Origin of the sequence: Paenibacillus sp. FSL R7-0026 (assembly GCF_038004485.1) — a bacterium.
Taxonomy (GTDB): domain Bacteria; phylum Bacillota; class Bacilli; order Paenibacillales; family Paenibacillaceae; genus Paenibacillus; species Paenibacillus xylanexedens_A.
Genome location: NZ_JBBORG010000001.1, coordinates 1,111,258 through 1,134,155, shown reverse-complemented (window position 1 = coordinate 1,134,155; position 22,898 = coordinate 1,111,258). Strand labels below are relative to the sequence as shown.

The 22,898-nt window shown below is 39.1% G+C and carries 14 protein-coding genes and 1 pseudogene; 1 reads left to right on the top strand and 14 read right to left on the bottom strand.

What is annotated here, in order from left to right; all coding sequences use genetic code 11:
- Positions 1-418: 418 nt before the first annotated feature.
- From MKY44_RS05020 to MKY44_RS04995, 6 genes are all read right to left on the bottom strand, one after another.
- Positions 419-3,328, bottom strand: a complete 2,910-nt coding sequence (locus MKY44_RS05020) for a type I restriction endonuclease subunit R (protein ID WP_341006258.1) — start codon at positions 3,326-3,328, stop codon at positions 419-421.
- 45 nt (positions 3,329-3,373) lie between these two features.
- Positions 3,374-4,513, bottom strand: a complete 1,140-nt coding sequence (locus tag MKY44_RS05015; protein WP_341006257.1) for a restriction endonuclease subunit S — start codon at positions 4,511-4,513, stop codon at positions 3,374-3,376.
- Positions 4,510-6,015, bottom strand: coding sequence for a type I restriction-modification system subunit M (locus MKY44_RS05010; protein ID WP_341006256.1), 1,506 nt, complete (start codon positions 6,013-6,015; stop codon positions 4,510-4,512). Before MKY44_RS05010 ends, MKY44_RS05015 begins: the two co-directional genes overlap by 4 nt.
- Entirely contained in the window at positions 6,008-8,428 is a 2,421-nt protein-coding gene (locus tag MKY44_RS05005; protein ID WP_341006255.1) for an N-6 DNA methylase, read from the bottom strand. The genes MKY44_RS05010 and MKY44_RS05005 overlap by 8 nt, the downstream gene beginning before the upstream one ends.
- A gap of 131 nt (positions 8,429-8,559) precedes the next feature.
- Positions 8,560-10,176 (bottom strand): restriction endonuclease subunit S, encoded by a 1,617-nt coding sequence (locus MKY44_RS05000; RefSeq protein ID WP_341006254.1) that lies wholly within the window; start codon positions 10,174-10,176, stop codon positions 8,560-8,562.
- A 975-nt stretch (positions 10,177-11,151) separates the two neighbouring features.
- Positions 11,152-11,673 (bottom strand): hypothetical protein, encoded by a 522-nt coding sequence (locus tag MKY44_RS04995; RefSeq protein WP_341006252.1) that lies wholly within the window; start codon positions 11,671-11,673, stop codon positions 11,152-11,154.
- 144 nt (positions 11,674-11,817) lie between these two features.
- Here MKY44_RS04995 and MKY44_RS04990 point away from each other — a divergent pair, with 144 nt between their 5' ends.
- A complete protein-coding gene (locus MKY44_RS04990; RefSeq protein ID WP_341006250.1) occupies positions 11,818-12,177 on the top strand; it encodes a helix-turn-helix domain-containing protein in 360 nt (119 codons plus the stop codon).
- Between the two features lie 58 nt (positions 12,178-12,235).
- Here MKY44_RS04990 and MKY44_RS04985 read toward each other — a convergent pair whose 3' ends face one another.
- The 8 genes and pseudogenes from MKY44_RS04985 to MKY44_RS04950 all read right to left on the bottom strand — a co-directional run bounded on the left by MKY44_RS04985 (position 12,236) and on the right by MKY44_RS04950 (position 22,782).
- Positions 12,236-12,970, bottom strand: a complete 735-nt coding sequence (locus MKY44_RS04985) for a restriction endonuclease (RefSeq protein WP_341006248.1) — start codon at positions 12,968-12,970, stop codon at positions 12,236-12,238.
- An 11-nt stretch (positions 12,971-12,981) separates the two neighbouring features.
- Complete coding sequence (locus MKY44_RS04980) at positions 12,982-13,452, bottom strand: hypothetical protein (RefSeq protein ID WP_341006246.1); 471 nt, start codon at positions 13,450-13,452, stop codon at positions 12,982-12,984.
- A 19-nt stretch (positions 13,453-13,471) separates the two neighbouring features.
- On the bottom strand, positions 13,472-16,039 hold the full coding sequence (locus tag MKY44_RS04975) for a hypothetical protein (protein WP_341006244.1): 2,568 nt from the start codon (positions 16,037-16,039) through the stop codon (positions 13,472-13,474).
- Between the two features lie 162 nt (positions 16,040-16,201).
- Positions 16,202-19,313, bottom strand: a pseudogene (locus tag MKY44_RS04970) (DUF3427 domain-containing protein).
- 288 nt (positions 19,314-19,601) lie between these two features.
- Positions 19,602-20,081, bottom strand: coding sequence for a hypothetical protein (locus MKY44_RS04965; RefSeq protein ID WP_341006243.1), 480 nt, complete (start codon positions 20,079-20,081; stop codon positions 19,602-19,604).
- A gap of 15 nt (positions 20,082-20,096) precedes the next feature.
- Complete coding sequence (locus MKY44_RS04960) at positions 20,097-21,266, bottom strand: WXG100 family type VII secretion target (RefSeq protein ID WP_341006242.1); 1,170 nt, start codon at positions 21,264-21,266, stop codon at positions 20,097-20,099.
- Between the two features lie 264 nt (positions 21,267-21,530).
- Positions 21,531-21,815, bottom strand: a complete 285-nt coding sequence (locus tag MKY44_RS04955) for a DUF4183 domain-containing protein (RefSeq protein WP_341006241.1) — start codon at positions 21,813-21,815, stop codon at positions 21,531-21,533.
- 82 nt (positions 21,816-21,897) lie between these two features.
- On the bottom strand, positions 21,898-22,782 hold the full coding sequence (locus MKY44_RS04950; RefSeq protein WP_341006240.1) for a DUF4183 domain-containing protein: 885 nt from the start codon (positions 22,780-22,782) through the stop codon (positions 21,898-21,900).
- Positions 22,783-22,898: the final 116 nt, after the last annotated feature.

Below are 22,898 nucleotides of genomic sequence, written 5' to 3'. Positions count from 1 at the left end.
AAATCTCCTTTTTTGCCATTATACCATTTGCCATGGGAGTTGATGGGTTAATTTTGTAAAGTGACTGACTGAAATGTGAGTGTGATAAAAGCCAATTTCTGCTCTTTTACGAGTGAAATTGGCCTTTGATTATACTTTATTCATTTGTTGAAAACTATATTTACCTTTTCACTTTCAATGATCTTATTATTGCATACCTACCGGCACAAATTGTATTCATCATCATGATCATCAATTAAAGAATATCCCGTTATCTCTGAAAAAGTAGCCCTCTTAGAAAGTGCTCTCTTAACAAAGCCTTTAAAAGCACAAAGACGTAACGGGACTATCATTTTCACAGCAACAAGGGATTCCAGTACACGTCTACGCAAACATAATATGCTGCCTGCACTTGGCGTTGATATTTCACTTATTCGAATTAGTAATACTGCTCAATGTATTGATAGGCTTTATCAAAGACTTCTTTGTCTTTAATCTTGTATTTGACCCAAACTACACTCCGAAGGGCTCTCTTTACTTCCTGTTTTCCTGCAGTTGTGCCCTGCCAACCATCGAAACGGATAATCATAACGATATCATCTATATCGTTAACAATTCGTTCAACAATAATTGGTGTCTTTGAATTTCTTAACCCATCAAAAAGCTCTGTCAATGCTGCCTTGCCTTTGTCCACTTCTTCCTCAGGCACTACTTCTTTTACAGCTTCTGCTGTTTCCCGTGCAAGTTCTAATAGCAGTTTTAGGAACTCAATACTGGTTATTAACCCTTGTTCGTATTTCTCACGGAGATTTTCAAGTTTTTCTCCTAACTTAACAAATTTAACATCATTACTGTGTTTTCGAATTTTTGCGACCAAATCAATTTCAACTTTAATCGTTGTCTTTCTTAAATCCTTCTGTTTTTCAATAAATTCATCAATTAAATCTGCATCCATTGTAAGAATTTCCATATCATCATGTATTTCTCCGATATGCAAATTCTCATGAACTAACTCCAATGTTTTCGCCCCAAGAGAAGCCCAAATCAACCCGCCTCTTCCATCAGAAGGTTTCACCGATTCGAATACTCTTGTCAACCATTGAAAATCGTATTTCATTGTATTCAGAAACGGATCTGGTGAGAGCGCATCCCACGCTCTATTGAGCACTCTATAATCAGCTCCAAATTCGTCTTTGATTTTATTAGTTGGCAAACATTCTTGTGCAGCAATCAAACCTTCCCAACCATCTATTGTACGGTCTACTCCCATGAAATAACTCAAGCACTTACGCATTAGTGCAGGGATCTGCTTTTTGACCTCTTCAATATTTGAAATGACTTTTTTCATACTCGATTCATCAAAGTCCAAAGCTGTTGCTACATTATCAAAAACACCTACGTAGTCAACAATCAAACCATGTGTCTTACCTTCATCATAGGTTCTGTTAGTACGACAAATGGCCTGCAGCAAGTTATGATCTTTCATTGGCTTATCAAGGTACATAGCCTGTAAAATAGGTGCATCAAAACCAGTAAGAAGCTTTGAAGTTACTATAACAAGCTTCAGTGGATCGTTAAGATCTCTAAATCTATCTAATATCTTTCCTTCTGCGTTCCTATCACGTCTATACGCTTTATATTTATCTTCCTTGTCATTGTTGGTGTCCATAACGATTGTGGTTGCATCAGGGCCTAGCAATTTATCAAGTTCTTCTTTATACATAAGACAGCACTGTCTGTCATAGCACACAACTTGACCCTTGTATCCATTCGGTTCAATTTTATCTTGGTAATGTTTGGCTATATGTCCGCATACCTTTCGAATACGTTTGCGATCGTACATAATGGCTTTCATATTGACCCTTCGCGATAACTCTGTCTTATCTTCTCTTGATAAATTCGCTGTTAGTGCTTCAAACTCAGCATCAAGCTTCTCTCTATCAACATGCAAGTCAACTGGAACTGGTTCGAAATTTAAGGGTAGTGTTGCATTGTCACGGATTGAATCCGAGAAGGAATACTTGCTCATATATCCACTCTTATCCTCGATTGCACCAAATGTATTGAACGTATTTTTTTCAATTCGATTAATCGGTGTACCAGTAAGGCCAAAGAAAAACGCATTTGGAAGAGCAAGACGCATCTTACTACCTAGATCACCTTCCTGAGTTCTATGAGCTTCATCAACCATAAGTATAATATTGTCTCTAGGGTTTAGATCTTTTTCGACATCCCCAAATCTAAAAATAGTTGTAATTGCAATCTTTCTCTGGTCCCCCAAAAAGAAGGATTCTAATTCATCCTTTGAGCCAAGACCGACGAGATTAGGGATATCAGATGCGTTAAATGTTGCAGTTATCTGCGTTTCTAAGTCAATTCGGTCGTCAACGATAACTACTGTTGGATTGTTTAATTCAGGTATCATTCTAAGTTTCTGTGCTGCAAAAACCATCAGCAATGATTTACCAGATCCCTGAAAATGCCATATGAGGCCTTGTTTGGGGTATCCTGTCTTTACACGCTCCACAATGAGGTTTGCACCCTCAAATTGTTGGTAACGGCATATGACTTTATATTTACGATAATTTTTATCTGTCGCATATACTGTAAAGAACTGAAAAATGTCCATGACATTTTCAGGTGTAATCATATCTTCAACACTTATTTTAACGTCCGCAAGACTTCCCTCATTTTTATGATTCGGAGTATGCCATGGACCCCACATTCCAACTGACATACAAACTGAACCATATCTGTAACATTTGCCTTCTGTAGCAAAATTGAATATGTTAGTTACAAACATTCCTGGTATGCTCTTTTCATAAGCTGCTATGTCTCCAGCAGCATCTAACCATGTTATAGAATTACGAACAGGTGTTTTCAATTCGCCGATCGCCACAGGAAATCCATTAATCAGAAGAACGATATCAAGTCTTTTTCCATTGCCTTTTTGTGGATATACCCATTGGTTTGTAACAACATATTCGTTTAGGGCTAGGTCATCTTTAGTCATAGTTCCAAAGAATCGAATCGGAATCATACGACCATCTTTACCGAATGGGTAGGAGTTATCTTCAAAAACCATCTTTTTAAACAGTTCATTCTGCGTTACCAGGCTATGTGGTTGAACCGTCAATATTAAAGTACGCAATTTATAAATAACTTCATCGGCGCGAGCTGGTTCTTCAGCAATTGAAGGATTAAGACGAATAAGCGCCTCCTTAACCATTGTCTCAACCATTACCTCAGAGTGTTCACGTAGTAATTCATCAGCCGAGATATACTTCCAGCCATTACTTTTGAGCGTCGTAAGTAGCATTTCCTCAATTGTGTTATCTTCATTAAACATCCAGCTTCACTCCTATTTTCAAAAATGAAATCTAAAGAGTCCAGTTTATGCAATGTTTTCGTGTATAATTTTTTTGCAGGTGGCATCTAGTTCTACAAGGGCTTGTTTTAGCTCAAGTTTTGATTTGTCTGTACGATGCAATAGATCTAAGAATTCATATTGTAAGCATACAGGTGGTATTATGATCTCAATATCTTGCAGTTCCTGTGCATTTATGTTTGCTTGCCCGATCGCAGATTTGCACATTTCAAAAAGTGAATTTTTGCTATATTTCAAGTTAAGAAAAGTAGACAAATATTCTGGCAATAACTTATCGTTAACCCTCACGCGGATTATATATCCCGCAATTATCATAGGTTTATCTAAATTGAACATACAAGTTTTCCCCACCAGTTCTTTACTATTGGTTCTATTGAAAAGTATATCGCCCTTCCGAACAATATATTTTTCAATTTCCTGTTCTGAAATGTCGATAAATTTTAAATCTGTTAAATCCAATTTACCGTCATAGGTAATATTATTCATTCTTAAATAAGGGAATTGTCCACCATCACTAGCTGGTTTACTAGTTCCGTACTTAACTTCCGATACAACATCCCGAATAGTTCCTTTATCGAAGCCTTTTGCATTGTCAGTAGGCAATCCGAACATCTCGATAAATTTCGATTCGATAAGTTCATCTGTAAAGTAGATCAACTTCTTGTAAGCTTCTTTTGTATTATTGAACGCCCATAAAAGCTCAGAAAGCTTTTCTTGTTTGTCCTTTTCAGGCAGGCTAAATTCGTATTCGAGTAAAACCTTCGGGGATAATCTTTTAGACATTGTTCCATCAGAAAACTTCTCGGCATACCCCCAGAAATCATCAGTATTTAAAATAAATGGAATAATTCTTCTTAATAAATTATCCTCAGTGCGCAATACTATAGAGTCACCAGAAGTAATCCCATCAAAGTTAACAATAGAAGCTCTTTTTAAATATACATTGCGTCGGGCAATTAAAATATCACCTGACTTAAAAACTTTCATAGCCGATTTCAAAAGACTTGTATCACCATATTTTTTAATTTCAATTTCACCCGATACATAATGCTCAAGGCCTACAAATTTGTCGTATTCACAATTCGATGGATTATCTACACGTTTAGATATTACTTTTACTACATCACCAAGTGTATATTTTATCAAGATTCATCACCTTCATTCTCAAGAAGCAAATATTTCAAAGTCTCATAAGACTCTCTAAAAGTATCACTACTAACAAGCCATCCGTCCAGTGCCTCTTCCACAGAATATAACCTCTCCCTATCTTCAACCTTAGTAGATCCACTAATATACAGCGGGATACTCAGTTTACTGTCATATCCGATAATCTGTTCTATTGGGGCAATTGCTGAAAAACCATCTTGAACTTTAAATTCGGTATATGCCTGTGCTATCTTTTGTATATGATCCTCTTCCAAATAACTCTCTGCATTTTTTCGAGTTACCTCTTGTCTCGCATCAATAAACAATACATTTCCTTTTCGAGAATCTGCCTTTTTCGTTCGACATATGATAATACATGCTTCCATCGGTGAATTGAAAAATAGATTTTTCCCGATCCCTATTACACATTCCACCAAATCACTTTTTACAAGTTTTTCACGCATTTCTCTTTCTTCATCCCTAAACAAAACACCATGTGGGAATAGAATTGCACATCTACCCGTATTTGGATTAAGGCTCTTTAAAATGTGTTGAAAAAACGCGTAATCGGCTCTTCCTTGAGGCGGTGTCCCGAGAAAATTTCGGCCATACTTATCAGCTGAAAATGCTTCTCTATTCCACTGTTTAATTGAATATGGTGGATTAGCTAAAACTAAATCAAACTGCATTAGTTCACCATTCTCTACAAAAGCAGGTTTCTTTAAAGTATCGTCATTGACTATATAAAAGTCCTTTAAACCGTGTAAAAATAAATTCATCTTGCCAATTGCAGATGTAAGAGCGTTGATTTCCTGTCCGTATGCTTTTACATTTCTCCATTCAAGTCCTTGTTGTTTCAAATAAGCAATGGCTGAAATAAGCATACCTGCGCTACCACAGGTAGGATCATAAATACTTTCACCAGACTGAGGTTTAAGCATTTCTGTCATCAGGTGAACGACGGTACGATTTGTATAAAATTCTTGAGCAGTGTGTCCACTATCATCAGCAAATTTTTTAATCAAATATTCATAACCTTGTCCGAGTTCGTCCTCAGGACAATTTTTCATGCTCAGCGTTTTTGATGAAAAGTGCTCGATAAGGTCTTTAAGTAATTTGTCAGGTAATCTATTCTTATTAGTCCAAGCACCATCCCCAAAAACACCTTGTAATTTTTCAGGATTTGCTTTTTCAATAGCACGAAACGCACCTACAATTGCAACGCCTACATTTTCTGACACTGATCTGACATCTTTCCAGTGAAATCCTTTCGGAACAATGAATCTATGATTCTCTTCCCACTCGATTGCAGCCTCATCACCGTCAAATTCCTCAAGGATCTGTGCACATTCTTCGTCATACACATCAGAAATTCTTTTGAAAAACAGGAGTGGGAAGATATATTGCTTATATGAGCCTGCATCGATATGAGTTCGTAAGAATACTGCCGAGTTCCACAAATATGACCTTAGTTCATCTAAAGTAATTTTTTTATCACTCACTAATGTATCCCCCTTCTGCTAATAAGATTTTTAATTTTTTTTCTGATTCAACAACTTCATCTAACGCTAACAAAAATGCCCTCTGTACTACTTTAGGACTAATCGTTTCAATGGGAGCTTTTTCAATATAACTATTCATTGAGAGTGTGTAGTCTTTCGACTTAATATCTTCAATAGTCGCCACCTTAGATTTCTCAATTACTGATTTGTAGTTTTTAAAAAGATTGTAAACCTCATCAATATTTTTTTCAGTCATTATGTTTTGTGCCCTTTGGGGAGTATAAATCTTTGACGCATCAATCAGGCAGACTTTCTCTTTATGCTCTTGATCTTTATTATTGTTTAAAATAAGAATGCACGCTGAGACGCCTGTGCTGTAAAATAATCCACTGACTAATGTGATTACACATTCTAGTTTGTCTGAATCAATTAGTTGCTTACGGATTTCCCCCTCTCTGCCTCCCTGAAAAAGAACGCCTTGTGGAAGAACAACTGCACAACGTCCATTCTTCTTATCCATTGATTTCACCATATGTTGTAACCAAGCAAAATCAGCACTTGAATCTGACGGGCTTCCCCATAAATTTCGACCGTAAATATCTGAAGCAAATTGATCTGCCCCCCAAGCTTTTAACGAAAACGGCGGATTCGCAATTACACAATCAAATGTTTGCAATTCTCCATGATTTATGAAAAGTGGTGATTTCAAAGTATCACCTTGCTTAACCTTAAAATCCCTAGCTCCATGTAAAAATAAATTCATTCTTGCAATTGCTGAAGTTGCTAAGTTCTTCTCTTGACCATAGATTCTGCCATACGTGCTTTTATCATCATGCACATTCCGAATTGCTTCGATCAACATACCTCCAGTACCACAAGCAGGATCACAAACTGTCTCTCCTGGCTTCGGATCTAGAATTTTGACCATTAATTTTACAACTGACCGAGGCGTATAGAATTCACCTGCATTTTTTTTAGAAAGATCCGCAAACTTTTTGATTAAATATTCATAACTATCTCCCATCACATCAGAAGAATAGTTTTCATTGCCTACTTTAATTTCCGACATGTGTTCAATGAGATCCTTTAAGCGTTCATCTGACAGTTTGTTTTTATCAGTCCAGTTTGCGTCGTCAAAACTAGAAAAAACACCATAGAGTGTATCTGGGTTTGCTCGTTCAATACCATTCATCGCGTTAACTATTGCTACTCCGACGTTTTCACTAACTTCACGAACGTCCTGCCAATGGCATCCATCAGGAATAATGAAACGATGGTTTTCTGGAAAACTGGCGAATTCTTCATCACCACCAGATTCCTCTAAAGCAGCTTGTGTTTCTTCATCGTAAACATCTGATAATCGTTTAAAAAAGAGAATTGGTGTTACATAGCTCTTATACTCATCCTGATTTATTGGACCACGTAATATATTGCAGGCTTCAAAAAGATGGGAAAAGAGTTTCTGACTTGTTGTTTCTTCAAGCTCTGAAGTACTATGCTTTAATACTTCATCAGCAGTGTTCATTGCCGATCGGATCATTTCTTCTCTACCTCCTGTTTTTATCTTAGCTCTGGCAGAATTTTCTTTAATACTGACGCTCCTTGAGCCTTGGATCTTTTCTGTCTTTGCGTTATAAATGTTTTCAAATTCAAGTAGTATCTTCAGAAGACGCTCATCAAGAAAAGTCAATGCATGCTTTCTGATATGTGTCGGGATTCCATAGTAGGCTTCTGCCACACCTCCAGTAATTGTCGATAAAGTATCACTATCTCCACCAATAGAGACAGCGTTCCGAATTGCGTCTTCAAAATTAAAAGACTCAAAGAATGCAACAAGTGCTTGCGGAACTGTTTCTTGGCAAGTCTCGTTAAATTGATACGTTTCCCTCATTCCATCAAGCGAGAAATCCATGGGATAGTAATGCTTATCAATGTAATCGCGAATTTCCAAGATGTTTTTTCCACTACGAGCAAGGAAGACTGCAACCGCAATAGCCTCAGCGCCCTTTATCCCCTCCGGGTGGTTATGTGTTACAGCTGTTACCATGTGCGCAAGCATTTTAGTTTCTTCTATGGAGTTTGCTACATACCCACAGGCGCTAACTCTCGTTGCGGCACCATTACCAAAACTATTGTATGGTTTAGGAGAATCATCGTACATCCATTTATGGAAGCTCTCTTCGTACCCGCAATTCGGATAGGTCCTTCCGATACTTTGCAAAGATTTATTAGCTTGGTCGCTCAAGTCTTTAAAATCCTGTTTACAACTCATAAGTGCTTCAGCAATAGCTAGTGACATCACTGAGTTATGAGTGAAAAAACACTTATATATTATAAAGTCAAACTCTTTCGAACGATGGTTGTCCGATTCAAATCTGGAACCAACAATATCGCCAATTATAGCTCCGAGCATGTAATTATCTCCTCTGGTGCTATGTTTATACTTTTTTATAAAAATAGTATAAACATACAATTATCTTCATATGCACTCTACATTTAAATCTTCCATCTTATCGTATTCATCTAAGTCAATACATTTTATTGTTACACCTTTATAATAGTATTCTGAAGACGATCCATTACTTCATTCCATCTATTCTCTGCAAGACGAATGCTTTCTACATACCTGGTACGTTCCTGTTCATATTCTTCTGCAATAATTTTTTGTTCATCAAGCCTAAGCAACGGGATTTCTAAGGTTTTCAAGTCTTTATAGCTGATATTGATGACGACGGTTCCTTGTTGCTTTCCTGCTAACACTTTGCTCCCCATTGGACTATCTAAGAAAACTTTTAAATACGTACCTAAAAGCAATTGTTCATTTGGTCTTATTACAATAATGTTTGATGACGCGATGCAAGGATACTTCTGTTCTTGAAAAACTGCTATTCTAATCACTGTTCCCCGTGCTGGCAACAATAAATCCCCAGCTTGAAGTAAGTAATTCGCTACTTTACGCTCTTCCTCTTCAATGTGATCAAGACCCTCGTAATCAATGTCATAATCATTTAGATTCGATATATTCACGACTCCAATGCTACCATTAGCATCTTTTTTGCTGATCGCCTTTCCGCGGAAAACTTCAGCAACATTTCCCAATTCCCTTTTTTTAATGTTTGAGTTCTGATAACGTTGCCAATCTTCATCCACCATCGCAAAGATATGATCGACATTCCAATAGCCCATTTCCACCAACTCTTCCAACATAACAAACGTATCATCAATTAGAACCAATTCGTTGATTCCATTCTTTTTGATGTTGCTTGTAGCAGCATCATACCTTTTAATTATTACATCTTCTGTTCTGCCAGTTGTGATTGTCAGCATATAGGTCTTAATAGCGGTAGATGCAAATATCCCAGTTGGTAGCTCAGCTATTTCTTCTAATTTATACATGCTTTGTATAAAATCTCTTAAGTCCTTAATTGAGCCCGCAGCAAAAGTTATTCTAGCTGGAAGTACAATTACTAATACACCCGAACTATTCAAATGTAAGAGTAAGTTCTCTACAGCGATCATTTCATATTCCCTACAAATGAATTCTCCATTATCTTCTCCGCGTTCTCTTGCTCCAAAAACCGGTACCGCCAGAATTAAATCAAACTTTTTTGCAGAAAACTCATAATCATAAATACTAGTCAGTTCAACAATTACATTTCTATGATCTTTAAACATTTCATCGAGAATAACTTTACTCACATTATCCATGCTAGTTATAAAAAACTCGCAATCATCATGTTGGGTAACTAACTCAGTAAGGTACGGTACAAATTTTTCAGCTTCAGGAATTAATACCGTCTTAGTGTCTGGGTTGAAATATTTTTCAAATTCGGAAACTAGCACTTTCGGTATGTAAAACATCTCTTTTTGATCAGCAGATGCAAGAGATATTTCCCAATCAATCTCTCCATCCTCCATAGCTATATATGCACCAAAAAACGCCTTTGAATCCGGAAATGGATTTTGGATTCCATAACTATTCGATATAGACAGCATCATCTCATAAGAATTCTGCTCAGTAGTTTTTTTTGTATTTGATGCAAACGCCTCTTTTGTCTTTTTTAAAAGGAACAATGCAGTAGGCACCTCTGACTGAGCAGTATATCCCCTCAATGCATTATAACGATTCAAAATGTGATTCATCCGCTTGTCGTTACGCATCTTTATAACCCCCTTGCAAAACGGCTTATTGTAATTCACATAAAATATAACACTACATAATCATAGTGTCAAATAGTATTTAGTTTTGGTATTTAAATACCAAAACTAAATACTATTATTCTATTTACAATCTAAGAAACTCAAAAGGACAAATTTAAACTTCAGTTGAAGAAAGACTTAAGCTTCGATTAGACGGATTTGGTTTAAGTGAAGAGAAGATGATTTCTCGGCAGGTTTTAGTTTCGTGGAGCAAAAAGAGCTCTGAGTTATTCTTCGAATGCAAGCTTTTGCAGCAGCCGTACTAGAAACGTTCCCAGGTGGACAATTACTTAAAAGGCCCGCTGATATTAATAGGCGATTAATCATGATTTTTTCTTCGACTAGGCCTTAGATGAGGTCTATCGTTTTTCAAGCAGTTCTGCAACGCTCGTAACTAACTTTGTACGCATTGCCTCATTTACAGAGCAAAGATTAAGCACCACATCATCAAAAAATATAGGTAAAGCGTGTCATTAAACGTGAACTATCATGAACGAACCTTGCAGTCTTATATTATATGATAAGGTAAACGGCCATCGGATCACGATCGCGATATGCCTCGCCCCAAAAACTCACCTGCATTGAAAGATTACTCCATTCTCACCGAGACTTTTGGGTAACCACCTTATCTAATCTAGGGGAAATCAACTCAACTACTGGGATACATCCGAATGGGCATGCCTCAATTTGTAAATCAACCTCTCGCAGCGCCCAAAAAATCCCGGATGCATGTTGCATCCGGGTAATCATTTCGTCTGCCGTGTTATCTGTAATGAGTTTTTTCTGGACTCGGAGAGTACAAATATTGAGAACGGAGTTACAAGAAAAACTCTTCCACCATCCATACTTTTTGGAAACTCCAATCCACCCAGATATTTCCTCATTAGTTCACTGACCAGACGCCATATCATATCAGATCACATGACAAACCTTATCCTAAAAGAACTCCGTTGGATCGTCCTTCAATCGTGTAGCTAAATCGCACAATATTTCTTCCGTTCGTTGAAGAAGCTTTGCAATGTGGTTCATATCTAATGGCTGGTAATTTAGGAAATCCTCTAAAGATGACACATGTTGCATGGTGCCAATGAACAAAGCAATATCTAATCCTGGTTCAGTGTCAGTATGTACTAGCGGCAAAATTTCGTTCATGGTGATTTCCTTGGGTAGGAGTACTGAATGATACCTTTGGATATGTAACGCCTTGATCATAGAGGTTAAAGCCCAATCGCAGAGAATCAAACATACTTTGAACTGGTCATGATCACGCATGATCATCGCAAGTTTGATGTGATACTGAGCATGTTGGTGATAGTCCATTATTGTAGTATGTAACATATGGTAAGCAGGAGTATGTTTGGACTTAGGTTGTAAAGAGCTATCATTGTATTGCGAGCGTGGGGTAAGATCTACTTGGTGATTACAATGTGCTCCGGTAATGGACCAATTTTTTGCCATTGTCATCCCTCCAAAGAGTTAATACCAGTATTATACAGCAAAATAAATACTCAAAGATATAATTTTACAAAATTATACGATCTGAATGGTCGTGTTTACCCCCTGAAATCTTGTCTACACTTTTATATATAGGGGGTGCATAGTGTGGAAGATAGAAAAATTTTAAAATTAGTCGGTGCACGAATTAAAGTTTTAAGGAAAGAAAAGGGACTATCACAGGAGGCACTTGGAGAAAAAGGTGGATTCCATTTTACATACATTGGACAAGTTGAACGTGGAGAGAAAAACGTTTCTTTAATTAATCTTGGTAAAATTGCAGAGGCGTTGGATGTAAACGTTTCTCAACTTTTTGCTTATGTGAATGATGAAATTGAATTAACCGAGACGGATATTATGATTCAAGAAATAGTGGACATGTTGAGAGATGCATCTTTAGATAATATTCAATTATCCAGGAACATTCTAAAAGAGATACTAAAGAGTTACGGAACAAATCAGAAATAAGGCAAAGCAACTGTTTAACTAGTTGCCTTGCCTTTGTTTTTCCGTCATTTTGAATTACTCAGATAGCTTTCGTTTTTCTACAAGTAGGATAGCTGCTACATCCCCAAAATTCCGCCCCAGCTTTATTCTTACGTTTAACCATTGCAGCACCACAACTGCACTTGATATTAGACACGGTTTTAGATAAAGATTGCTCTTTCTTGGTCGTAGTAGTTTTTACTTTTCTATTGGAAGGCTTCCATTTCCCCCAACTGCGTAGCTTGCTGTCTAATAAACCACCGTGCCAATAATCCACTTTGAATTGATCAGCTTCTTTTCTTGCTGGACCCGTAAGATCAGATGTCGTCACGATCAGAGACAAAATACAGTCATGATTCCTTTTCGCACCTACCAGCTCACGAACAGTCATTACTTGCACCTTATTATGATCAGCATAGCATTTTGCCTGAACCGCTGTTTTTTCGCCACGCTTATCAGTGATAACCAAATCTACTCCACCATCCCTACCTCCAACGCCAACTTCTTTTACCGTATAGCCATTGTCTCTAAAATAAAGTGTCAATAGTCGCTCGAACTCTGCTCCCGTCATTTTATCTAATGGTAAAGTTAGAATTATTTCGTCAGATCTGCACGTAGAGGAGGAACGATTAAATCCAGTATTCGCAGATTTCTTAATAGCTGGATTCTTAGTTCTTTTAGATCTTCTAGTTTTTTTCTTTTTAGAAGGTTGTAATAACCCAGCAATAACTGCTAGACAGAATATTCCTACAATAAAAAATATTATTGAATTCATGTATGTTGTTTCTACTCCTTCTGAAGTAACTGTAGTGAATCACCTATTACAAATTCTATTCCATAATCTATCCATAACGCTGTACAGGTTTTTTCGTTTTGCTGTATCCGTTGGTACATCAAATTGTCTTTAATTTCATTTCTGAATCTCTCATGTCCAAGTTTTTTTAAACGCTCCAGCCTGACTGGTAAATTTTTTAATTCCTTGAAGTTCTCAAATAATATTATAGGTATGAAATCATTGTAATCAGTAATGCTAATATTTGTAATCTTACCACTACTGTTCTCTAAAATAATTATATTGGTATCATGAAATACATAACTATAATAAGTATCATATTTAAAGATTTCAAATTCAGGGTTATATAAGCTTAAAATATTTCTCTTTAGGTCATTCATAAAAATATCAACATAAGAGCTGACTGCACTAATTTCAACTTTATTCAATGATTCAGAAGATTCGGAGTAACTCCTATTAAACATAAGCTCCTCCCTCACAATCTTAGATATCTAGAATTTCCTCTTTTACTAAATTCGTTGATAAAACATCTATTTCAGCTTGTTCTGGTCTTAATATTCTTTTAAAACTTTTGTTTATATCATCTATTGTTATAAGACAATCGTCAGAAGTAAATAGTTTAAACAGATTTGCTTTGAAAATATTAGGAGAATTACATATTACTTCAAAGTTATCTAAATACAGTTTATACATGTGTACAAAAGTTTCTGAATCTAAAAAGATAGGTCTTGTATCATAGTCATCTCCAAGCATTTTATAAAAATGCTCTTGCATCGTATTAAAGTTATTTACGTCAAATCTATTTGAAATAAAAATATGAGCTGATAACTGATTCTTCCTACTAAAACGATTAACAAACATATTTCTATTTAAATCTAAAACATAATCTAGAGCTTTTCTTTGCTCATCCTTCCCTAAATCGTAGCCCTTCTCTTTTTTAGTTAGTTTACAATCGTAGGAGAAAACATAACTTTCAACATCAGTATTATTACCATTCTTTTTCGTCCAGGACATTGCAAAAATTCCTTCCGGGACCGCCTTTCCACTCATTTCTTTTCCCCATTTTTCACAGTTTGAGAACATGTCTTTAAGGATAGCAAACACATCATCTTCAAACTCTTTATCTTTATACTTTATGTCAATATCAACTTTTCCTGATGTCTTTGCGATTGATTCGTACGCTTTGATTGCAGCATCAGATAGAATAGACTTTGTCCTACGATCTAACGATTCGTAAATTTGATTAACGAAATAAGAGAACTCACGTTCCTGTTTTATATATATATTACCAAATGTTACTGGATAAATGCAATTAGCATTATAACTTTCAATATTTTTCTCTTGTTCCCCTATAAAAATAATCATAGTAGGAGTAAGCATTTTTTCGATTCTACGAATGACCCGACTAGGTAAACTATTTTCTGCAACAATCACTTGGAGCTTCTTTTCACTCATTTGATTAGAAAGGTTTATAAACTTATATTTTTTGTCATAAAGACTAAGTTCACTATCTTGAAGTACACTCCAATCAGTTAGAGACTTCAAAGTCCTCTTTATATAACTGTAGACCTCTTTCTTATTGACAGAATAGTTCTCTAACTTTTTTTCTCTCAAGGCAGTGCCACAATCATCCGGACATTCTGTTGGGATACTACTCGACTGTTCAAAAACTTCTTTATATCCACAAGTCCCACATGAAATCTCTCTTCTGTTTACTGAATTTAAAATGTTTTCTTCTATGAGAAGCTTGTATAACTGTTTTGTTTCATCGGTATAAAAATCATCTGTACTAATCTTACTCATGATTACATCAACTTTATCTACTTTTCCATCGTCAAACTTCTCATTAGAGATTATCGTATTGAGCGGAAAGCCAAATCTATTCTTAAATTCTGAATCAATGGACAATTTTGTATGCTTAGCAATTCCGCTATCATCCATTAAAAAAATGATATTTCCATCATCTTTCATTACGGTTCTAATCGTTCTATTAACATCACCATAAGTTAAATGCAGAGAAGAGATGTCTTTCAAGCTTTCCATCTCAATTATTCCTTTTTCATAAGCATGCTGTACAGAAGGCCATATTTCGATATTTTTTAAACCTAACGTCAAATTTGGAGAATTCTTCAATTGACTTCCTCGAAAACTTATTCTATGAATCTTTATGATAGAATCCGCATCAGAAACAGGAGTACCATGAATTATCGCTGCCTTAATCTTCTCAGGGCTATACTCAGTAAATATTTCACTGGAAACTAATGTAAGTTTGCAATTAAATGCATCTGACACAAACTCTTTTATTGCTTCCTTTTCCAACTTAGTACTTGATTTAACCTGAATAGTCCCATCTGAAATATTAATTGTAAATAGAACTGGTGCCACTTCTTTGTTACGAATAGCTTCCTCAAAATCTGGTCTTGGTGCATCATTTATTTGCCTATACAGAACTACTAACAAATTTTCATTTCGTAGCGTTGCGTAAGAATGCACCTTGTAATTATTTTTCTGACCAGTTTTTTTATACAATGAATCAACTAATTTATCATTCCCCTCTCTAGGTACCTTGAGAGCTTGCTCCATTGTTATCTTTTCACTCATTGTAAATTGTTCATCTGATCCTTTGTTGTCCCATAAATGCCATGCTAAAACTTCAATAAGATTAGTATGACTCTCATTAAAAAGATGAATAACTTGAGAAATTGTATGAATGAATTTAGTTTCCGACTTATGGAACCTATCATCATAAAAGTTTCTTAATGTTTTCTTTTTTCTCAACTGAAAATCTCGGCATAATAATATTTGCAACTTCTGTTCTTTAGTAAGAGATTTAAAAGAATCTTGAATTTCACCCTTCCCATTTAAATCATTATCTATTTTGAAAAGCGTACCAAGCTCAATTAAAGCCTCTAAACTTAACGAGCTCAGAATCAATAATAATTCGTTATCTAATCTAGCATCAGTCAGTTCATTAAAAGCATCAATTTTGACTCCAATCTCACGCCAAAATTTTGAATCTGTCTTATCTATGTATTCGCTATTTAAAGTCATAAAGATCACTCCTTCTAAAATCAGTAGTTCAAATTGATTATTTCATAATATAAAAATAGGCTTATAGAATCATTATCCAATAAAAAACCACTTAATTCCACAATTAAATACATAATTAAACAAATAAACCTGCTTTACATAGCAGGTCCATTCATTTCAAACTCATACAATACACTTATTCGCCACCGCTACCATCTTCGCAGGCATCTCTTCCCTTAACCGCCACACAAAGCTCATTGGTTTGTTCCCCTCATGACTCACATAATCCGCTTCGCCCAGAAAGACAAATGGAGACGTATAGCCATGCTCTTCCTTATACTCCCGCACGAACAGCACGATTCGGTTGCCCGTCTCCCGATGATGGATGTACCGCTGCGCGGTAGCCGTATGCTCCGACACCCGGCTCTGAGTCTGCCAGTGGAATAAACGCTCGTTAATCGCATAATCCTCGTACAGAGTAGATGGAGAAAAATCTTTGTCCGATTTGTTCAGTGTAATGAAGAAGATATCGGTCTGTTCATCGGCAAAATACTTCACGCCTTCACGGAAGGCGGGTGATTGCTGGGCGTTCCAGTAGCCGAAGGCGGCGAGCACTTGGTCGATCGAGTACATACAGTGGATATCCAGTGGACAAGTGTACGGGAACGAATTACTTTTATCCACAAATCGCAGATGAGCCAGATTATATTTGAAAATATCCACAAGCTCTGCTCCGAATACCTCACAAGAAAGCACACGCTGTACTCCCTCCTCGATGCTGCTCATTCCCAACCTCTCAGGCGCAGCCCGGTGGAAGGTGTAATAGAACATGGTGAGCATGCGCTGTTCATCGGCGGTGGTTGGTTCTTTGCCTTTTTCAATAAAGTCGATCAGGGACGTCAGCCAGACTCGAGAATTAATCGTCAGCACAGACGGCAGTCGGCGGATATATTCCTCTTGCTCACCTTCAATGGGTACTGTTAATCCAGCTTCGGCCAACATGCCACGGAAATACCTTTTGCCCGTACGTCCACCATACAATTCATATAGTGTCATCCCGTGATGCTCTACAAAATGAGCCAAGGTCAGCGGCAGTCCGGTGTCTTGCTGGAACGTTTGCAGCTTCTGGATCAGCGCTCTACGATTACGACTCATCTGCTTGAGGTTACGCATGATGTAGTCCTTCGCTTGTTTTTCCAATTGAATGAACGTACCGCGTGGCAGGTTCGAAAAGCCGTTCTCAACGTAGTGCGAGATGGAGTGTTTGGTAGCTCCGATCAGGGCGCGGAATTTATCTTGGAACCTGTACTCCTGGTGCGCTTGCCCGATGAAGTCGAGCACGGTCAGGCACTCTTTGCCCTCCGCCATCCGCAGTCCACGTCCCAACTGTTGCAAGAATACGGTCAGACTCTCGGTAGGACGCAGGAACAGGATGGTGTTCACCTCAGGGATATCCACGCCCTCATTGTACAGATCAACGACAAAGATCATGCGCAGTTCCCCTTTCACCAGTTGTCCTTTCGTAGAATGACGCTCCTGTTCGTTCGACCCGCCATGCAGGGCCATGGATGGAATGCCGGCTTCGTTAAATATTTTTGCCATGTACATCGCATGATCCACGCCTACGCAGAAACCAAGCGCCTTCACATCATCCAGATCGGTTACGTATTTGTTCAGACTTTGGATGATCTGATTGGCACGAATTTTGTTATGGGTATAGAGCTTCTCTAGTTCATTCAGGTCGTAGCCTTTACGCGACCACTTCACCTGGGATAGATCAACAGTATCGGTGACGCCAAAATATTGAAAAGGACTCAGCAGCTTCCGGTCAATGGCATCGGTTAGACGGATCTCGGCGGCAATCGTATGATCGAAGTAGGCGGTAATGTCTTTGCCATCCATCCGCTCCGGGGTTGCTGTGAGTCCTAACAAAATCTTAGGTTCGTAGTGTGACAACAGCTTCTGGTACGAAGGGGCAGCGGCATGGTGGAATTCATCCACAATGATGTAATCGTAATAATCTGGGCTGGTGATCTCCGTCAGCTTCATGGAGTTAAGACTCTGAATGCTAGCAAACAAGTGATCCAGCGCCTCCGCTCGGTGATTCCCGACATGTAGCTCGCCAAAGTTCATATCCTTCAGGATATACCGGAACGTATCCCGGCTTTGCTTCAAGATTTCTTCCCGATGGGCGACAAAAAGCAGCTTTGCTCCCGCATAACTTGCCCGGAATCGCTTGTAGTCGAAGGCAGAGATGACTGTTTTGCCAACGCCTGTGTCGGCGACGATCAGGTTGCGGGTTCGTCCATACAGCGTACGCTCGGCGTGAAGCTGTTCGAGCACTTCCTTTTGATAATCGTAAGGCTGGATGTCGAGGTGAAAGTGGTTGGACTGATCTTTTTTGCGATTCAGAGCCGCCTTCAACTGTGCCTCATGCCCTTCATCCTCAGCTACATATCGCGTAAATTCACGGTCATTCCAGTAGCCTTCAAAGGTCGCTTCAATCTTGCGCAGCACATCGAGTGAATCCTTCTCCGTCACCTTGAGGTTCCACTCCATACCACTGGTCAGCGCTGGGTTGGATAGGTTAGAGGAGCCGACATAGGCTGTGGTGAATCCAGGTATCACGGTGGAAAATGTACGTTTTGGCGTGTAGCCGAGTCGTTTTGGTATCATACGAAATCTGGATCTCTGTGTTAGGTAATTTGCTAAGTTCGGTAATGGCTTTGAGGTCGGTTAATTCCATATAGGTGGTCGTGATGATCCGCAGCTTCCCTCCACCCGCCGTAAATTGCTGGAGCTGTTCCAGCAGCAGGCGAAGCCCGCTGAATTTGATAAACGATACCAGCCAGTCGATCCGATCGGCGGTCACGATCTCCTTTTGTAGCTCCAGTAACATACTCGGCTCGGACTTTGCACCTGTGAATAAAGAGCTTTGGGAGATTGGCGTATCTGGACGAACGATTTTGGTATCCCGGACCGCACGAATGCTGTTCAGCTTAGAATACACATGGGTCAGCACTTCCCCCTGCTCATCCAGTTGCAATTCGTTGTATTCTTCTTCCCCCAGTGTGCCTTTCAGGGTAGCAATAATCTCATTACACGTTCGGATCTGCGCCAACACTGCTGTCTTATCTTCCGTCTGTTCCCATACAATCTTGAGCGCTCACCGGGTCACCGCCGCCAAATACGTGAACAGTAGTTTACGTGCTTCCTCTGCATCCAGCTTCTCGGTGCCAATGTTATACACATCCGGGTCCAGCGCCGAAATCTCATGCCTGGTGATTGTGTTGATAAGCTGTTCCTATATGCCTTGTTTCATGAATGTACCTCGCGAGAGTTAGGAAGGTTGTGGATAGTTCTCTATGTATATGTTAGCTGAAAGTTGCTTCTTCTATATTATCGACCAACCTGTGGAAGATTTCATTAGTTGTTTTGATTTCATAGGAAAAAGCACCTCTACTTTTGGTTTGGTAGAAGTGCTTAATGATATGACTTTAAATCGTGCATAGATATGCGCAACTCATATCATCTTTTCACTGTATCAATTTAGGATTATAAATTAGTATGACAATCTACTCTCTTAAATTGAAAATAAGGTGATCATCTTATCTTTAATAGAGATTGATAAGTAATCGCTTGTTTTTTGAGTTTGAATATCAGCACAAAGGCTAGTTATCTCCTTTTGAAGTACCAAAAGCGCGGCTGGAATAACAAAAATGTTCATTTTCTTTATATTTAGACCCTCATCATCAGTTTCAATCTCAATTCTATTTATATCGTCATCAGCACGCAAAATATCACCTAGACAATAGATAATCTTATCTTCTCTAGCCTCCTTAACCACTTTTTCTCCTAATAACCCTAAGAGAACTTGATAATTCGGGTCTCCGTCTTTAAATATATTAATTAACTCAATGATTAGGTCATTCAGAGAAATATTTCTTAATTTCTCTTCCATTCTCTCTCTTGAATCATCTAGAAACCACGATTCGAGGTCCACTGGTGTATCGTCTATTATCCCGGGAACATAGGGCTTAGTGTAAAGAAAATCTTTATTCATTGTTTAACCTACCTTTTAATGTTTTGTATATTCCCCACCTATTTTTTTGGCAACTCTGTCAAATAGCATATCCCACACTGCATCTTTATTACCAGTTTTGAAATATTCTTGTGCTTTTAGATCACTTCTTAGCTCTTTTTGAATATTAGCGAATATAATTCCTATGTCTTCTGCATTTTCTTTCCAACCTTCTGCCCCTCGTTTCATACTCAAATTAGTACCATTTGGAGAAACAGCTCTTATCTCAGCCATATTAAAATCTATTGCAGTGGCTATATCTTCAAGACTGAACGGCCCGTTAGTTGGATGGTTATGAGTAAATACCGTATCTTTAGCTACATCTTTATGGTTACTTATATTTATAGACTTTTCAGTACCAACAACCGTTTCTCCTATTAAATTACCATTCTTATCAAAAAATTGCCCGTGTTCCAAGGGTTTATTTCGAATTTGATCCTCAAACTTATTAACTGATTCTAAATAATGAGTTCTACCTGTCCTTTCATTTCCTTTCCCCGACTCAGGCTTGCCTCCACCCGACCCAATGTCGTCCTTCGAACGAAAAGCTTTGCCAAACAAAACATACGCCAAAGCCTGACCGGTCATCGCTCCACCGTAATACCCTGCTCCACTCTCATCGATCTGCTTCTTCTGCTCTTCTACAAATTGCTCTATATCAGATCTCGCCGTTCCCGTACCCCAGGAGGTATCCCATGCAAACTGAATACCACGCCCAACGTCTACAACTTTGCCCACTGTCATGGCATATGCCACACTGCTTAATGTACTGAACGGATTATCGAAGAAAGCTTCTGCCGTCTGGCCCATTCCCGTTATTGTTTCTCCTACTGATTTATCAAGCAGCCCTACAGCGAAATTTCGCTTTAGTTCTTCTGGAATGTACAGCGCAACCTCGCCTGAGCCGTCCGTTGTTCTAAAGTTCTTTGCGATAAACGTAAACTCATTCTGGATTTTGTCCAACAGCCCGAGTGTAGTCGGGAACACTTCTTTCACCTGCATAAAATCCCAGAAAAAACGCTCTCCTGTTACACCCGACCATTCGGATTGCAACATATAGATGGATTTCTCCAGTTCCCTAAGCATTCGCTCCAGTTCCTGTTTTTTCTGCTGGACCAACCGGGCCTTTTCCTCCAATAGATCGGGATGTACCTCGATTCGCTGCATTTCCTTATCACCCGCCAACCTGACCATAGTTTATGTACCTAAATTTTAACAAGTGAGAGTGAGGATTGGAATCAAACGGAAGGATCATTTCTCAGAGGTTATACGGTAGTAGAGCAACATCCTTGGGTAACCATTTTTGCATATTAATGCACGAATGAATACCGTTGAGTCGACTGGGTATCTTGTACAAAAAGAACGACTTCTATCACAGATAGAAGTCGTTCTTTTTGTACAAGATAACGATACAGCATGATTAAATCTTTTTTAAGACACTACGAATTGTACAACAACTGGAATCCCTTCATTCAGTGCATCTCCACCAGGAATCGTAATCGCGGTGGTTGTAACGGAGGAAGTATCTGCTGTTTGCATAATACCGTTAATATACAGATTGTAATAATTGAATGCACCTGGTAGTGCCGTAGCAGCTACACCCGCATCATTTGTAAAAGCTGTCGCAGCAATCGCAAACGTTGCTCCAGTCCCGGTCCCATCACCAATGGTTGCAACAAATCTTAAACTGTTCTGAAATGGTGTCACAAGTGGCATGTTTCTCACCTCCTACCTAACATAGTATATGTGGTAGGTTTGGGAGTAGTGAAGGCAAAGGAACCAGCAACTACAACCAATTTTAACCATTTATGATATTGGCTGTTATTATAATTATCTCTATAGTGATAGGTGTCCCTGCAAAGATCACACCGTTTTGTGACGAAAAAAACAACCTCTCCGCACTTACACTGTATGAGTTTCCTGGTTGGACGATCCCGTTGATATAAAGATTGTTAAAGCTGTTAAGTCCAATCCCTGCAAATTCGGTTATGCTGCCGCCATCGTCATTTGTGAATGCTGTGGCAGGAATTGTAACTGAGGCCGACAAATCCAGATCTGTGTCCGGAAAATAGAAGTAACGGTTTGCCGTAGGAATGATTTCAATTCCGGGTACCGTGCCCGGCGGACCTTGCTCACCTGGGGGACCCGTTGGTCCTTGGACTCCGGGAGTTCCCGGTTGACCTGGCTCACCCTGAGGACCTGCGGGACCCTGCGCTCCGGGAAGTCCTGCTTGACCCGGTTCACCCTGAGGACCAACAGGACCTTGCGCTCCCGGAACTCCGGGTTGACCCGGCTCACCTTGAGGACCAACAGGACCTTGCACTCCGGGAACTCCGGGTTGACCCGGCTCACCCTGAGGACCAACAGGACCCTGCGCTCCGGGAAGCCCCACTTGACCCGGTTCACCTTGAGGGCCCGCGGGACCCTGCGCTCCGGGAAGCCCCACTTGACCCGGTTCACCTTGAGGGCCCGCGGGACCCTGCGCTCCGGGAACCCCTTGTTGACCCGGCCCGCCGTGAGGGCCTGCGGGGCCTTGGGCACCGGGCACACCTTGCGTTCCAGGGAAGCTCACAGTCTCCAATTCATGTTGTCTCAACGGAGCGAGCAGCGGGCCCGGCTCACAACAGACCGGGTTGCTGCCTCCTCCTCTCGGTAATGCCATGACTTTTTTGTCACGGGCCATTTTCTGTGATCTTAATGGACGCTTCAGTGAGCAGCGCTTTCTCCGATAAGATCTACGTATAATATGGCATTTCTTTCGCTTTCCCAAGTGTTTGTTTCTGCATTTCGACGTAGAAC